Origin of the sequence: Salinicola sp. CR57 (genome assembly GCF_003206585.1) — a bacterium.
Taxonomy (GTDB): Bacteria; Pseudomonadota; Gammaproteobacteria; order Pseudomonadales; family Halomonadaceae; genus Salinicola; species Salinicola lusitanus.
In genome coordinates this window covers 311374-325565 of record NZ_PZJL01000001.1, presented here as the reverse complement: position 1 = coordinate 325565, position 14192 = coordinate 311374, and the positions used below count along the sequence as shown (strand labels likewise).

Annotated in this window: 15 protein-coding genes; 12 read left to right on the top strand and 3 right to left on the bottom strand. The window is 65.1% G+C overall.

The window, feature by feature from the left end; translation table 11 throughout:
- Positions 1–2: 2 nt before the first annotated feature.
- Together DOM56_RS01525 and DOM56_RS01520 are read left to right on the top strand one after the other, a co-directional pair.
- Complete coding sequence (locus DOM56_RS01525) at positions 3–1223, top strand: amino acid deaminase (protein WP_110707179.1); 1221 nt, start codon at positions 3–5, stop codon at positions 1221–1223.
- 498 nt (positions 1224–1721) lie between these two features.
- Positions 1722–2462: a DUF481 domain-containing protein gene (locus tag DOM56_RS01520; protein ID WP_110602032.1), complete on the top strand. Its 741-nt coding sequence runs from the start codon at positions 1722–1724 to the stop codon at positions 2460–2462.
- A gap of 82 nt (positions 2463–2544) precedes the next feature.
- On the opposite strand, the gene DOM56_RS01515 is transcribed toward DOM56_RS01520, so the two are convergent.
- Positions 2545–3342: an SDR family oxidoreductase gene (locus DOM56_RS01515; protein ID WP_110707178.1), complete on the bottom strand. Its 798-nt coding sequence runs from the start codon at positions 3340–3342 to the stop codon at positions 2545–2547.
- Between the two features lie 209 nt (positions 3343–3551).
- On the opposite strand from DOM56_RS01515, the gene DOM56_RS01510 reads away from it, so the two are divergent.
- Both DOM56_RS01510 and DOM56_RS01505 read left to right on the top strand, forming a co-directional pair.
- Positions 3552–5621, top strand: a complete 2070-nt coding sequence (locus DOM56_RS01510; protein WP_110707177.1) for a TonB-dependent receptor — start codon at positions 3552–3554, stop codon at positions 5619–5621.
- A gap of 86 nt (positions 5622–5707) precedes the next feature.
- On the top strand, positions 5708–5887 hold the full coding sequence (locus DOM56_RS01505) for a hypothetical protein (protein WP_110707176.1): 180 nt from the start codon (positions 5708–5710) through the stop codon (positions 5885–5887).
- Between the two features lie 78 nt (positions 5888–5965).
- On the opposite strand, the gene serA is transcribed toward DOM56_RS01505, so the two are convergent.
- Positions 5966–7216 carry a phosphoglycerate dehydrogenase gene (serA, locus tag DOM56_RS01500; RefSeq protein WP_110707175.1) on the bottom strand — a complete coding sequence of 417 codons (1251 nt, stop codon included), beginning with the start codon at positions 7214–7216 and terminating at the stop codon, positions 5966–5968.
- 390 nt (positions 7217–7606) lie between these two features.
- On the opposite strand from serA, the gene DOM56_RS01495 reads away from it, so the two are divergent.
- From DOM56_RS01495 to DOM56_RS01475, 5 genes are all read left to right on the top strand, one after another.
- Positions 7607–7885, top strand: a complete 279-nt coding sequence (locus DOM56_RS01495) for an exodeoxyribonuclease VII small subunit (protein WP_232822127.1) — start codon at positions 7607–7609, stop codon at positions 7883–7885.
- Positions 7875–8765, top strand: coding sequence for a farnesyl diphosphate synthase (locus DOM56_RS01490; RefSeq protein WP_110707174.1), 891 nt, complete (start codon positions 7875–7877; stop codon positions 8763–8765). Before DOM56_RS01495 ends, DOM56_RS01490 begins: the two co-directional genes overlap by 11 nt.
- 17 nt (positions 8766–8782) lie before the next feature.
- Complete coding sequence (gene dxs, locus DOM56_RS01485; protein ID WP_110707173.1) at positions 8783–10756, top strand: 1-deoxy-D-xylulose-5-phosphate synthase; 1974 nt, start codon at positions 8783–8785, stop codon at positions 10754–10756.
- A gap of 7 nt (positions 10757–10763) precedes the next feature.
- A complete protein-coding gene (gene djlA / locus DOM56_RS01480; RefSeq protein WP_110707172.1) occupies positions 10764–11540 on the top strand; it encodes a co-chaperone DjlA in 777 nt (258 codons plus the stop codon).
- Positions 11541–11640: 100 nt separating this feature from the next.
- The gene (locus tag DOM56_RS01475; RefSeq protein ID WP_110707171.1) at positions 11641–12237 is read left to right on the top strand and encodes a class I SAM-dependent methyltransferase; all 597 of its coding nucleotides are present in this window, start codon (positions 11641–11643) and stop codon (positions 12235–12237) included.
- Here DOM56_RS01475 and DOM56_RS01470 read toward each other — a convergent pair whose 3' ends face one another.
- Positions 12238–12822 (bottom strand): TetR/AcrR family transcriptional regulator, encoded by a 585-nt coding sequence (locus tag DOM56_RS01470; RefSeq protein WP_157958135.1) that lies wholly within the window; start codon positions 12820–12822, stop codon positions 12238–12240. It lies immediately after the preceding gene.
- Positions 12823–12925: 103 nt separating this feature from the next.
- Here DOM56_RS01470 and DOM56_RS01465 point away from each other — a divergent pair, with 103 nt between their 5' ends.
- From DOM56_RS01465 to DOM56_RS01455, 3 genes are all read left to right on the top strand, one after another.
- Positions 12926–13243, top strand: coding sequence for an SMR family transporter (locus tag DOM56_RS01465; protein ID WP_110602051.1), 318 nt, complete (start codon positions 12926–12928; stop codon positions 13241–13243).
- On the top strand, positions 13243–13572 hold the full coding sequence (locus DOM56_RS01460) for a multidrug efflux SMR transporter (RefSeq protein WP_198655632.1): 330 nt from the start codon (positions 13243–13245) through the stop codon (positions 13570–13572). Before DOM56_RS01465 ends, DOM56_RS01460 begins: the two co-directional genes overlap by 1 nt.
- A 110-nt stretch (positions 13573–13682) precedes the next feature.
- Positions 13683–14189 (top strand): YetF domain-containing protein, encoded by a 507-nt coding sequence (locus DOM56_RS01455; RefSeq protein WP_110707169.1) that lies wholly within the window; start codon positions 13683–13685, stop codon positions 14187–14189.
- Positions 14190–14192 lie beyond the last annotated feature (3 nt).

Here is a 14192-nt window from a genome sequence, read left to right as displayed (position 1 = left end):
TCATGAACAAGACGACTCCCCCGGCAACGCGGCAGAAAGGGACCCCAAGGTCGACGCCTGCCCAACTGCTGACCGACGTGCCACTGCCGGCGGCGGCGATACTCGAGACGCCGCTGGCCCACAACCTGGCATGGATGCAGCGCTTCGCCGATGACCACGGTGCCAAGCTCGCTCCTCACGGCAAGACCACCATGGCGCCAGCGCTGTTTCAGCGTCAGCTTGAGGCGGGGGCCTGGGGCATTACCCTGGCCACGGCGGTGCAGACGGTGGCGGCGCATGCCCATGGCATAGCGCGGGTGTTGATGGTCAATCAACTGGTCGGTCGGCCGAACATGGCGCTGGTGGCGGATGCCATCGAGGCGGGCCTGGAGTACTACTGCGTGGTCGACGGCGCGGACAACGTTCGCGACCTGGGGGCATTCTTCGCCGCCAGGAACCTGACACTGAACGTACTGGTCGAGCTGGGTATCGACGGTGGCCGCTGTGGTTGCCGTAATGCCGAGCAGGTCGACGCGCTGGTGGCGGCGATCGCCGCCGAGCCGGCGCTGGCGCTGGTCGGCATCGAGGGTTACGAGGGCATGATCGGCGGCGACGACGAGATCGCCGCGGTACGCGCCTACGGCGAGCGGCTGGTCGATACCGTCAAGACGTTCCGCGCCAGCGGCGCACTCCAGCGCGAGGCGCCGATCGTCACGGCCTCCGGCTCCAAGTGGTTCGATCTGATCGCCGAAGCGTTCGACAAGGCGGAGCTGCGCGAGCACTACACGCCGGTGCTGAGACCGGGCTGTTACGTGGTTCACGATCACAAGCTCTATGCCGGAGCGATGGAGGCGATCAAGGCCCGTGATCCGGCGCTCGAGGGCGAGTTGGAGCCGGCGCTGGAAGTGTTCGCCCATGTCCAGTCGCTACCCGAGCCGGGCCTGGCGATCATCGCCCTGGGCAAGCGCGACATCGGTCACGAGCCGGATCTGCCGTTGCCGCTCCGTCTCTATCGCCGGCTCGACGATGACATTTCGGCGCCCATCGACATCCGCTCGTGGCGAACGACGAAGATCATGGATCAGCACGTCTTTCTCGAGATTCCCGACGGTGCCGAGGTTGCGGTTGGCGATGTCATTGCCTTCGGCACTTCGCATCCCTGTCTGACGTTCGACAAATGGCGGCGGATGCTGCTGGTCGACGAGCGATTGGCGGTGAAGGAGGTGATCGAGACCTGCTTCTGATTGGCGCTGCCGCATTCGCCATTAAAAAAGTGGAAATGGTTTCCATAAATATTGACGCCCGGTCGTCGCTCGCTTAACTTGGCACCCATGAGCGGCGATGACGGGTGGGTCTCGTTGTCGACGGCACTCTCTTGACAGGGTGCGTCGCGCGTCCGGCCGACGAGCCGGTTCGGCAGTCTCGCGATGCACTCCCCGAGCGCTCTTCCGTCGGGATGAGACCTAACGAATCATTGACGGAAGTTTGTGGCGAGCCAATGGCTCGCCTTTTTTATATCCAGCGCATCGATCTCCAGTTCATGTCGAGCGGGTGCCTTGAATTCGCGGGCAAATAAGGAGCAAAACGGCGTTCGGTTGTTTCCTCGTCGTGGGTTACGTCTAATGAAAAGTGCTGACGTCAATTCGACGTATGGCGCATTTCGACTGCCACAAGAGGCCGACAGTGTGAATCATCAAGGACGAAAGCCCGCTCAGGGACATTCGCGGCGCCTGAAAGTGCTCATGGCCGCCAGCCTGGGCATCGCGGGTCTGACCGGTGCCGGTATGGCGCAGGCCCAGCTCGAGGATTTCGAGGTCATGGACAATCCGGCGCAGGCCGAGAAGCCTTTCGAGGGAACCGCCGAACTGGGCTACAACAAGATCAGCGGCAACAGCAACAGCGAGAGTCTGCGCGCCGGGGTCGACATGACCTGGTTCCGGCAGGCGTGGTCCTACAGTTTCAAGGCGGCTGCCAAGAGCGCCAGCGACAACGACGAAACCTCGGCGGAGGAGTATCTGGTCGCCGGGCGGACGCGCTACAACCTTTCTGCCTCCAACTACCTGTTCGGCCTGGCCCGCTGGGACAAGGATCGCTTCTCCGGCTACGACTCCCAGTCGACCCTGGCCGGCGGTTACGGGCGCCAACTGCTGAGCGGTCCGCCGCACTCGCTGGCCGTGGAGATCGGCCCGGGCGTGCGTCACGATGAGTACGAAGAGGGTGGCCACGACAACGTCGGCCTGCTCTATGCCGGGCTCGACTACGACTGGCAGTTCTCGGAGACATCGAAATTTTCGCAGTCGCTGGCGACAGAGGCTTCCGACGAGAACATCATCGGGCGCTCGGAAACCGCCTTGACGGTGGCGATGAACGACACGCTGGCGCTCAAGGTTTCCTATGAGGTCGAGTTCAACGACAGCCCACCGCCGGGCGCGTCCAGCCAGACCGATACCGCCACGGGGGTGTCGCTGGTCTACAACATGTGATCGGCCGGCGCAGAGATGCCGAACCAGAACGGGGCTTCGGCCCCGTTTTTCATGGCAGCGCTTGGGTGGGGCGCGATTCGACTCAATTCTGGACCGAGATGACCGAGCCGCCGTCGACCCTCACGTTGCTGCCGTTGACGAACGAGGCGTGCTGCGACACCAGCATGGTGATGACGAAGGCCACCTCGTCGGCTTCGCCGCGGCGCTTGGCGACGATCCCGGGGCGCTCCTCCTCCAGAAAGCTCTCGATCGCTTCCTCGAAGGTGCAGCCGAGCGCTTCGGCGCGCTGCTTCATCATGCCGTCGGTCATCGGCGAGGCGACGAAAGCTGGCGCAACCGTGTTGCACAGCACCCCATTGGCGGCTTCCTTGTAGGAGAGATTCTTGACGAATGTGCTGAGCGCCGCCTTGGCGGTATTGTAGACCGCCTCCTCCCAGTAGGGCTGGATGGTGTTTTCCGAGGTCAGGCAGATGAAGCGCCCCCAGCCGCGGTCGCGCATCGGCGGGATGGTCGCTCGCGCCACCCGGACCGCCGAGAAGAAGTCGATTTGCCAGGCGTGTTCGTAATCCTCGTCGCTGAGTTCCAGCGGGTCGCCCTTGGCCCCGGTGACGCCTGCCGTATGGACGACGATATCGATCGCGCCGAAGCGCTCGACGCCCTGGCGAACCAGCGCATCGATTTCGGCCTGATCGGTGACGTCCGCCACGATGCAGAGCGGGTCGCCACCGAGCTCGGCGGCAGCGCTGGAGAGCGCCTCCGAATCGAGATCGCTGAGAACCAGGTTGACGCCTTCGGCGGCGAGCGATTTGGCCGTAGCCAGACCGATACCGCCCTGAGCGCCCGTGATCAGCGCCGTTTTACCGCGAATCGCCAGATCCATGATCAAGCCTCCTTGCCTAATGCGGGATGGGTGCGAAGGGATACCGAGTTCGCGCCTCCAGCATGGTCGAGCTTGTCGGTTCCCGCCAATCCCGGCCAGGGCGGATCGCCTTGCGGGGGCGGGCTGGAGACGCAAGAATGGAGCTTCTCACGCCAGCTCGTGATTCAAGCCGCGGGAAAAGCGGTGACATTCTGATTGCAGGGAACGCCATGACATTCCGTTATCTCTCGACGGCGCTGACTCTCGGCGCCGCCATGCCCGGCGTCGTGCTGGCGCAGCCCGCGCCGGCAACGTCCTCGTCCGGCGCGCAGCCCCAGGCGCAGCCGGTGATCGAGATCACTGCGCCACGGCTTGCCCGTGAGCTTTACGCGACGCCTGCCGCGGTCTCGGTGGTCGATCGTGACGAGATCCAGCAGGGCCAGCAGCGTGTCCGCCTGGACGAATCGTTGGTCACGGTCCCCGGTCTCTTTCTGCAGAATCGCGACAATTTCGCCCAGGGGCAGCGAATCTCCATCCGCGGCTTCGGCGCCCGTGCGCCCTTCGGTGTGCGCGGGATCACCGTCGTTGTCGATGGTATTCCCTACACGCTGCCGGACGGTCAGGCCCAGCTCGATGCCATCGATCTCGACAGCGCCGAGCGCATCGAGGTGATTCGCGGTCCTGCGGCCGTCCAGTACGGTAACGCCGCCGGCGGCGTGATCAGCGTGACGACCGCCAATGGCAGCGATGACCCGGGTAGCCACATTCGGGTGGAAGGCGGCAGTGACGGTTATCAGAAGTACGCGGTCAGCAACGGCGGGGTGAACGGGCCGTGGTCCCACCACGTCAGCGTGTCGGCGCTCAATGTCGATGGCTATCGCGATCACAGTTCGACCGAGAAGTATCTGCTCAACGCCAAGTTGCGCCGCGAGCTGGGCAGCGACCGTGCGCTGACGGCGATCGTCAACCTGCTCGACAACCCTCGCTCGGAAGATCCGGGCGGCTTGACCCGCGAGCAGGTCCACGAGGATCGCGATCAGGCAGGGCGTTTTACCGAGGCTTACGACACCGGCCAGTCGGTCGATCAGCAGGTGCTAGGCCTGCAGTACGAGGATCTGTCGGCCGGTCCGGGGGAGTTCTACCTCAAGGGGTTCTATCTCAAGCGGGATTTCGAACAGCAGTTGCCTTACCCCGGCGATAGCCTGATCGACTATCAGCGCGACTACTATGGCGCCAGCGCCGAGTATCACCAGACGCTCGACGTGGGCGACATGCCGCTGCGCTATGTGGCGGGGCTCGACCTGGCGCGTCAGCAAGACGATCGCGGACGCAAGAACGTCGCCTTCAATGGCGATGTCACCGGCAAGGTCGCCGATGAGACCCAGACGGCCACTTCGGTCGGCACCTTCCTGCAGGGCGACCTCGATCTCACCGAGCGCTGGACGCTGTCGCTGGGAGGGCGCTACGACCGGGTCGATCTCGATATCGATGACGACTATCTCAGTGACGGTGACAACGGCGGCGATCGGACTTTCCATCAATGGAGCGGCTCGGCCGGGTTGAGCTATCGCTATCGCCGCAACCATCAGGTCTACGTCAATACCGGTACCGCCTACGAGACGCCAACCTTCTCCGAGTTCGCCAACCCTGCCGGCATCGGTGGTTTCAATCCGGATATCGAGCCGCAGAGATCCTGGAATCGCGAGATCGGCCTGCGCGGCAATTTCGACAACGGTCTCGACTACGACGTGGCGTTGTTCTCGGTGCGCGTGCGCGACGAGCTGGTGCCCTACGAGGGCGATGATGGACGCACCTTCTACGAGAACGCCGGCGACAGCGATCGTGACGGACTCGAGGTCGCGCTCGGCTGGCAGTTCGATCCGAGCTGGCGAGTCGACAGCGCCTTGACGCTGGCCCGCTACGAGTTCGACAGCTACGACAGCGACGCGGTCGACTACGGTGGTAATCGTATCCCCGGCCTGCCGGAGCAGACCTGGGTCAATCGATTGACCTGGCAGGGGCTGGATCGGCGCTTCGCGGCGCTCGAGACGCAGTACGTCGGCGATATGGTGGCCGACAACGCCGGCGACGTTCACGTCGGCGACTACTGGCTGGTCAACCTGCGTGGGGGGGATGGCTGGCGTCTGGGCGGCGATACCGTGCTCAAGCTCTACGGTGGCATTCGCAACCTGTTCGACGTCGAGCATTACGCCAACGTGCGTATCAATGCCAGTAACGACCGCTATTTCGAGCCGGCACCGGGGCGAACGGTCTATGCTGGTATCGGAGTCGACTTCTAAGGCATCGCTGGCCGATGCCACGAGGTGGAAAATACCAGAGCGGCGACAGCGTATCGCCGCCATCATCGATGATTCAAGGAACCGTTATGCGCACTCTCGTCCCGTTTGTCGGAGCCCTGGTCCTGCTCTCCCTCGTCAGCGGCTGCACGTTCAACCGCTACAACGATGGCCATCGCGAGGTGAAGCCCGGCGTACCCCAGGAAGGGCCGACCAGCAACCCGGCAGACGCCTCCCGCGGCCAGAATGGTACTGGCGAACTGCCCTAGGCGGCGATGATTGTCGAGACCTGACGCAACAAGCCGCCCGCGGGCGGCTTGTCGGTCGACGGCGCATCGCGGCGGCTATCAGGCCTGATAGTCGCTCTCGGAGTAGAGCACCCGCAGGCGCAGGGTGTGGTTCACCTGCTTGAGCGCTTCCAGCGCCTGCTTGCCGTAGGCCTTGTCGACGTCGATGACGACGTAGCCGACCTTGTCGTTGGTCTGCAGGAACTGGCCGGCAATATTGATGCCGTTCTCGGAGAGCACACGGTTGATCTCGAAGAGCACGCCGGGCACGTTCTCGTGGATATGCAGCAGGCGGTGCTTGTCCGGATGCGACGGCAGCGCCACTTCGGGGAAGTTGACCGAGGTGATGGTGGTGCCGTTGTCGGAGTAGGTGACCAGCTTCTCGGCGACCTCGATGCCGATGTTCTGCTGGGCTTCCAGGGTCGAGCCACCGATGTGCGGCGTCAGGATCACGTTGTCGAGCCCGCGTAGCGGCGAGGTGAACTCCTCGTCGGCACCCTTGGGTTCGACCGGGAAGACGTCGATCGCCGCGCCCAGCAGCTTGCCGCTTTTGAGCGACTCGGCCAGCGCGTCGATATCCACGACCGAACCGCGCGAGGCGTTGATCAGAATACCGCCCTGCTTCATCAGCGCGATCTGTTCGGTACCGATCATCCAGCGGGTGGAGGGCAGGTCCGGCACGTGCAGCGTGACCACGTCGGCGCGGGCGAGCAGCTCTTCCAGGCTGCCCACCTGGCGCGCATTGCCCATGGCCAGCTTGGTCACCACATCGTAGTAGAGCACGTCGAAGCCGAGCCCTTCGGCGAGCACGGAGAGCTGGGCCCCGATGCTGCCGTAGCCGATGATCCCCAGTGTCTTGCCGCGCGCCTCGTGGGAGTTCTTGGCCGACTTGAGCCAGCCGCCCTGGTGGGCGCGGGCATTCTTCTCGGGAATGCCGCGCAGCAGCATGATCGTCTCGGCCAGGACCAGCTCCGCCACCGAGCGGGTGTTGGAGTAGGGCGCATTGAATACCGGGATGGCGCGCTTGAGCGCCGCATCGAGATCGACCTGATTGGTGCCGATGCAGAAACAGCCGACGGCGGTCAGCCTTTCCGCCGCGGCGAAGACCCGCTCGGTGAGCTGCGTCCGGGAGCGAATGCCGATGAAGTGCACGTCGCGGATCTTGTCGATCAGATCCTCTTCGGTCAGCGACGTGGAGAGCGTCTCGATACTGGTGTAACCCGCGTTCAGCAGCGTGTCCACGGCGGACTGATGAATGCCCTCGAGCAGGAGGATCTTGATCTTGCTCTTGTCCAGAGACGTCTTGGCCATTGGTGGATCAACCCTTCTTCATCGGCTTGTGGCGACGGTGGCATGACGAGCGGCGTCGCATTCATGGGAAGATCTGGCGAACCAGGGCGGGGAGCCCCCGACTCGGTGGCGCCAGCGGGCGCATAGCTTAACACAGGCACCGCCGGGCACGATGAAAATGACGCGGCTTCGACGTGAAGCGCATGCATTGCCAAGTGCGCTGCCGAGCCCTGCCTGGGCGGTCGCGAGGGCGTCGGGCCGGATTTGCCGCCGGGGGCAGACGCCCCCCCCGGGCGGCGGTGTATACTGGGAAGCCGTTTCCGAACTGGCGTGGCGTTATCCGGACGTTCGCGCCTCGATGAGAGCTCCCGGCGCCATCTGGATGGCCGCGAGCGATGACACGAGAGCCCCATGCCCGACAAGATGGCTGACAAGGACGTTTCCCAGGACGACCCCAAGGACTTCGCCGCGACGCTGGATCGGCTCGAGACGCTGGTGGCTCAGCTCGAATCCGGCGAACTGACGCTGGAAGCCTCGTTGAGCGCGTTCGAGCGTGGCGTCCGGCTGACACGAGATGCCCAGCACCGCCTCGACAGTGCCGAGCTCAAGGTCCAGGCCCTGCTCGAGCAGGGCGATGGCAGCCTGCAGCCCGTGCCGTTCGAGACCCGGGAGCCGGACCATGAGCGCTGATCAACCCGGCGTCGCGGCGGTGATCGACGCGGCGCGGTCACGTAGCGAGCGCGTGTTGACCGGCTGGCTCGATCGCCAGAACGGCAGTTGCGCCACCCTCGACGATGCACTCCGGTACAGCGTGCTGGGGTCCGGCAAGCGGCTGCGTCCGGTGCTGGTCTATCTCGCCGGCCGTGCGCTCGGGGCCGAGGACGACACGCTGGATGCGCCGGCGGCGGCGATCGAGATGATCCATGCCTATTCGCTGGTTCACGACGATCTGCCGGCGATGGACGACGACGACCTCCGCCGCGGCCGACCGACGGTCCATCGCGCCTTCGACGAGCCGCTGGCCATTCTGGCCGGCGATGCGCTGCAGACACTGGCGTTCGAGGCGCTCGCCTCCAGGCCGCACCCGCGGCTGGCGGCGCTGATCACCACGCTCGCCCGGGCCGCCGGTCGGGATGGCATGGCGGCGGGGCAGGCGATCGATCTCGGTGCCGTCGGCGCCCCGATGGATCTCGCGGCACTGCAAATGATGCACCAGCACAAGACGGGGGCGTTGATCCGTGCCGCCGTGCGCCTGGGCGCGCTGGTCGCGGTCGAGGAGTCCGATCCCAGGGTGGTGGCGCTGGACAATTACGCCGCGGCGATGGGGCTGGCGTTCCAGATTCACGACGACGTGCTCGACGTCACCGGCGACACCCGGACGCTGGGCAAGACCTCCGGCGCCGACGCGCGCCGCGACAAACCGACCTATCCTGCTCTTCTCGGTGTCGCACAGGCCCGTGAGCGCGCGCTCCACCTTCTCGACGAGGCGCTCGAGGCCCTGCAGCCGCTGGGCGAGGCAGGCCTGCCACTGGCGGCTCTGGCCCGTTTCATGATCGATCGCGATCACTGACCCGGTAACGACATTTTATGAAGCTGTTCGATGAAATCCCCACTCGGCGCCCATTCACCCCGCTGCTCGACACGCTCGAGTCGCCTGCGGGCCTGCGCACGCTGTCGCTGACCCAGCAGCGACAGGTCGCCGACGAGCTGCGCGCCTACCTGCTCTACAGCGTAGGCTGCAGTGGCGGCCATTTCGGTGCCGGCCTCGGCGTCGTCGAGTTGACCGTGGCGCTGCACCGCGCGCTGGAAACACCTCACGATCGCTTACTGTGGGACGTCGGCCATCAGGCCTATCCGCACAAGATTCTGACCGGACGCCGCGAGGCGCTGGCGAGCATCCGCCAGTATGGCGGCCTGGCGGCGTTCCCGCGGCGTGAAGAGTCGCCGTTCGACACCTTCGGCGTCGGCCATTCGAGCACCTCGATCTCGGCAGCGCTGGGCATGGCGCTGAGCGCCCGGACCAAGGGCGAGAAACGTCGCGTCTGCGCGGTGATCGGCGACGGCGCGCTGACCGCCGGCATGGCGTTCGAGGCGCTGGCCCACGCCGGCCACGTCAACGCCAACCTGCTGGTCGTGCTCAACGACAACGAGATGTCGATCTCGGAAAACGTCGGTGGCATGGCGAGCTACCTGACCCGGATCCTGACCAGCAAGCCCTACACCGCCATGCGCGAGAACGGCAAGCGGGTCCTGTCCCATCTACCCGGCGCGCTGGAGCTCGCCCGGCGTACCGAAGAGCACGTCAAGGGCATGATCAGCCCGGCGACGCTGTTCGAGGAGATGGGCTTCAACTATCTCGGGCCGATTGACGGCCACGATCTGGCGGCGTTGAACCAGGCGCTGGAGACCGTGCGTGATCTCGACGGCCCGCAGTTTCTCCACGTCCGCACCCGCAAGGGGCGTGGCTTTCGTCCGGCGGAAGCCGACCCGATCGGCTTTCATGCGATCACCAAGCTGGAAAAGACGCCACCGCCGCCGCCGCAAGTGGATGCCATCACGCCGCCGGCGGCTGCCATGAGCGCTGCCGGGGCGTCGGCGCACTCGACCCCGCGTCCGAAGCCGAGAAAGTATTGCAACGTCTTCGGCGACTGGCTGTGCGACATGGCGGCCGAGGATCCGAGACTGATCGGGATCACGCCCGCGATGCGCGAAGGCTCCGACCTGATCCGCTTCTCGCAGACCTATCCAGAGCGTTACTACGACGTGGCGATCGCCGAGCAGCATGCGGTGACGCTGGCGGCCGGCATGGCCTGCGAGGCGATGAAGCCGGTCGTCGCGATCTACTCGACCTTCCTGCAGCGCGGCTACGATCAGCTGATTCACGATGTTGCCGTCCAGCACCTCGATGTGACCTTTGCCATCGATCGCGCCGGTCTCGTCGGCGAGGATGGCCCCACCCATCACGGTGCCCTGGATCTCTCCTACCTGCGCTGCGTGCCGGACATGATCATCCTGGCGCCGGCGGACGAGGCCGAGTGCCGGGCGATGCTGTCGACCGCCTACCATCACCCCGGCCCCGCCGCGGTGCGCTATCCGCGCGGTACCGGTCCCGGCAGCGAGCTGCCGACGGATCTGGCCGCTAGGGTGCCGATCGGCAAGGCCGAACGGCGGCGTGATTCGACCGCATCGGAGAAACGCGTTGCGCTGTTGGCCTTCGGCAGTCTCAACACGCCGGCGGCCGAGGTCGCCGAGCATCTCGACGCGACACACCTCAACATGCGCTCGGTCAAGCCGCTGGATCGGGAGGCGATCCTGGCGGCCGCACGGGATCACGACCTGCTGGTGACGCTGGAGGAGAACGTGGTGGCCGGCGGCGCTGGCAGCGGCGTCAACGAACTGCTGGCGGCGGAAGGCGTCGAGGTCCAGGTGCTCAACCTGGGCATTCCCGATGCTTTCGTCGAACATGGCAAGCCCGCCGAGCTACTGCGCGATTGCGGCCTGGACGCCACGGGAATCGAGGCCGCCATCCGCCTACGCTTGAACACCAACAACGACCGATAGGACTTTCATGTCAATTGCCATTCTGATCGGCGCCGTCATCGGCTATCTCTTCGGCAAGCTGCCGGGCCTTCTGATCGGTGCCGCCATCGGCTGGTGGATCAGCCGCAAGCTGCGCAGCTCGCTGGTGGGGCGCGTCGTCAATATCCAGCACCAGTTCCTGGAGTCGACCTTCGCGGTGATGGGTTGCGTGTGCAAGGTCGACGGCCATATCACCCAGGACGAGATCCGCACCGCCGAGATGCTGTTCGATCGTCTCAATCTGAGCGGACAGATGCGCGAGCGGGCCAAGGCGGCCTTCAATCGCGGCAAGTCGCCGGAGTTCGACCTCGACGCCGAGGTGGAAACGGTACGCCGCGTCACCGGTGGCCAGCGCGCGCTGCTGCAGGTGTTCTTGCAGGTGCAGCTGGCGGCGATCGCCGCCGACGGCCAGATGCACCCCGCCGAGCACGACATGCTGCTTCGCGTGGCCCGGGGTCTCGGCTTCTCCGAAGCGGAGATCCAGCAGATCGAAGCGATGTTGCGCGGTGGCGCCCAGCAGGGTGCCGGCGGGGCGAGCAGCGGTAAGTCGCTGGAGGACGCCTATCGCGTGCTGGGCGTCTCCGAGGACGCCTCCGACGCCGAGCTCAAGCGCGCCTATCGCAAGCTGATGAGCGAGAACCATCCCGACAAGCTGGCCGGCAAGGGGTTGCCGGAGAGCATGCGCGAGATGGCCAAGGAGCGGACCAGCGAGATCAGCAACGCCTACGATCTGATCAAGAAGACACGGGAGCAGCGCGCGGGCTGAAGCCGTCTCGCGCCGATATCGGTCGCTATTGTCTCGTGGCAGGTAACACGCTTAGATAGAGGTTCGAACGCCGAGACTCCCACCACAGGGACGTGACTGGATGCCAGCGAAGGCCGATCTCTACCGCACTGCCGCCCGCATGCTGGGCACGATCGACAAGAGTGGATGGATACTGCGTTACCGCTACGGCGACCGAAGACTGCTCGAGGACGTGGTGTTGCCCGCGCTCGACCGCGACCCGGCGGTGGAGTCTTTGCTGCTCGTCGGGTGTGCCTGGTATACCCGCCACTATCCGGCGCTGCTGCCGCGCAAGCGGGTGATGACCATGGAGATCGATCCTGCCAAGGCGGCTTTCGGTGGTGACCCGCACATCGTCGCCAACATGACCGACATTACCGAGCACATCGCTCCGGCAAGCCTCGATGCGGTCATCTGCAACGGTGTACTGGGATGGGGGCTGGACGAGCCCGACGCGGTGGAAACGGCTTTTGCTGGTGCGGCGGCATGCCTCAGGCCCGGCGGCCTGTTCCTGCTGGGGTGGAACGACGTACCGCCGCGTAACGACTGCCCGCCCGACTCCATCGCCGCGCTGGATGGATTGGAGATCGCCGACATTCCCGGCCTCGACACCCACTCGCTGGTTGCCCTAGAGCGCAACCAGCACTGCTATCAAGCGTATCGCAAGCCCGAAGGCTGATCAGGCCGCCTTCACGCCCGCCCAGAATACCGACCAGACGCCTTCGAACCGGCGCTCCAGTTCAGGCCTTTCATACATGAAGGTTTCCGATAGCAGCCCATCGACGACGCAGTAGAAGGCGGCGACGAAGTGATCGTAAGCCAAGGTCTCGCGCAGGGCGCCGGTTCGGTGTCCTGCCTGGACGAAGGCGAGCAGGCGCCGATCGATTCGTGATTCGCCCTGCTCGGTGATCGCCTCGGTCTCGTCGACGAGGTCGTGGGGAGGAAACAGCAGGAAGCGCTTGTAGAAAACGCCTTGATGCTCACGATAAGCGAACGTGGCGCACTGCTGCAGCAGGTGTCGTAGCCGCTGTTCGAACGGGGCGTCCACCATCTCGGCCAGGCTGGCGTCGATCAGCGCGATCATGTCGTCGTCGGCATCGCGGGACAGCTCCAGGAACAGCGCGGCCTTGCTGTCGAAGTGATTGTAGATCGAGGGCTTCTTGATGCCCGCTGCGGAGGCGATCTGGGCCAGCGTCGTGGCTTCGTAGCCGTGGCGAGCGAACAGCGAGAGGCCGATCTGCTTGAGGCGGTCGCGGGTCTTCAAGGGTCGTCTTCCATTGGGACAGAGAGCGTAGCTTGCCAAGTTTGATGGGGCGAAATAAACTAACGACCGTTAGTTAGTCATTCTTTGCCGATGGGTGCAAGTCATGATGCGACCGCAGTGGATTATCCTGCCGCTGGCGGGCCTGGCCGAGGTCGGCTGGGCAGCCGGCCTGAAGCATGCCGAAACCGTGCCGGACTGGGTGCTCACCGTCGTGCTCGCGGTCACCAGCCTGTGGCTGGCCTCGCGGGCGGTGCGCTACATGCCCACCAGCACCGTCTATACGGTCTTCGTCGGCCTGGGCGCGGCGGGCACGGCCGTCGCCGACTGGCTGCTGTTCGGCGTGGCGTTTCACTGGCCGGTCCTGGCCTTCATCGCGCTGCTGCTGACCGGCGTGATCGGATTGCAACGGGTGAGCGACTGATGGAACCGACCACACTGCACTGGATCGCCCTGCTGGTGTCGGGCGCTTTCGAGATCGTCGGCGTCGCCGGCTTCGATCGCCTCAATCGCGGCCAGCGTCTGCACGGCCTGCTGCTGCTCGTCGTCGGTTTCGGCAGTTCGCTGGGCCTGCTGTCGATCGCCATGCGCTCGATCGACATGGGCGTGGCCTATGCCATCTTCACCGGGATCGGCACCCTCGGCAGTACGCTGATGGGCATGCTGCTGTGGGGTGAGTCGCGCAGACCGCTGCGCCTCGCCTTCGTGGGGATGATCGTCTCGGCAGTGGTGGGGTTGAAGCTGGTGAGCTGAGTCATTCTTGATCGAGAGCTTGCGCTGGGATCGGGGCGTCACGGCTGGCGGCATCGGCACAAGCCGCCTAGGCTGACAGGTCGCTGTTCACTCGTTCACGGAGTTCGTTCATGCCGCCTGTCCTGCACACCATCGTCGTCGGCATCATCAGCTATCTGGTCCTGATCGCCATCATCCGGCTCTCCGGCAAGCGCACGCTATCGAAATGGAATGCCTTCGATTTCGTGGTCACCATCGCCTTGGGGTCGACGCTGTCGACGGCGCTGGTGTCCACGCAAGTATCGCTGGCGCAAAGCATCACTGCCTTCCTGTTGATCGTGCTGTTGCAGTTCGCGATCACGTTCACGTCCGTCCGCTCCCGCGCGATCAAGAACCTGGTCAAGTCGCAGCCGGCGCTGCTGCTTTTCCAGGGGTGTTTTCAGCAGGCGACCATGACCCGGGAGCGCGTCGCCGAAGCCGAGGTACGCGCCGCCATCCGCGAGAACGGCATCGCCGACGTCGAAGGCGTCCATGCCGTGGTGCTGGAGACCGACGGCACCTTCAGCGTGATTCCGGACGCTGGCCGCAGCGACTCGGCGCTGCAGGGAGTATCGGGCCTGCCGTTCTCCCGGAGCTGACCG

Bases quoted from the DNA above. Each gene is read 5' to 3' on its own strand.
- DOM56_RS01525 (WP_110707179.1), top strand. From the start codon at position 3: ATGAACAAGACGACTCCCCCGGCAACGCGGCAGAAAGGGACCCCAAGG.
- DOM56_RS01520 (WP_110602032.1), top strand. From the start codon at position 1,722: ATGGCCGCCAGCCTGGGCATCGCGGGTCTGACCGGTGCCGGTATGGCG.
- DOM56_RS01515 (WP_110707178.1), bottom strand. From the start codon at position 3,342: ATGGATCTGGCGATTCGCGGTAAAACGGCGCTGATCACGGGCGCTCAG.
- DOM56_RS01510 (WP_110707177.1), top strand. From the start codon at position 3,552: ATGACATTCCGTTATCTCTCGACGGCGCTGACTCTCGGCGCCGCCATG.
- DOM56_RS01505 (WP_110707176.1), top strand. From the start codon at position 5,708: ATGCGCACTCTCGTCCCGTTTGTCGGAGCCCTGGTCCTGCTCTCCCTC.
- serA (WP_110707175.1), bottom strand. From the start codon at position 7,216: ATGGCCAAGACGTCTCTGGACAAGAGCAAGATCAAGATCCTCCTGCTC.
- DOM56_RS01495 (WP_232822127.1), top strand. From the start codon at position 7,607: ATGCCCGACAAGATGGCTGACAAGGACGTTTCCCAGGACGACCCCAAG.
- DOM56_RS01490 (WP_110707174.1), top strand. From the start codon at position 7,875: ATGAGCGCTGATCAACCCGGCGTCGCGGCGGTGATCGACGCGGCGCGG.
- dxs (WP_110707173.1), top strand. From the start codon at position 8,783: ATGAAGCTGTTCGATGAAATCCCCACTCGGCGCCCATTCACCCCGCTG.
- djlA (WP_110707172.1), top strand. From the start codon at position 10,764: ATGTCAATTGCCATTCTGATCGGCGCCGTCATCGGCTATCTCTTCGGC.
- DOM56_RS01475 (WP_110707171.1), top strand. From the start codon at position 11,641: ATGCCAGCGAAGGCCGATCTCTACCGCACTGCCGCCCGCATGCTGGGC.
- DOM56_RS01465 (WP_110602051.1), top strand. From the start codon at position 12,926: ATGATGCGACCGCAGTGGATTATCCTGCCGCTGGCGGGCCTGGCCGAG.
- DOM56_RS01460 (WP_198655632.1), top strand. From the start codon at position 13,243: ATGGAACCGACCACACTGCACTGGATCGCCCTGCTGGTGTCGGGCGCT.
- DOM56_RS01455 (WP_110707169.1), top strand. From the start codon at position 13,683: ATGCCGCCTGTCCTGCACACCATCGTCGTCGGCATCATCAGCTATCTG.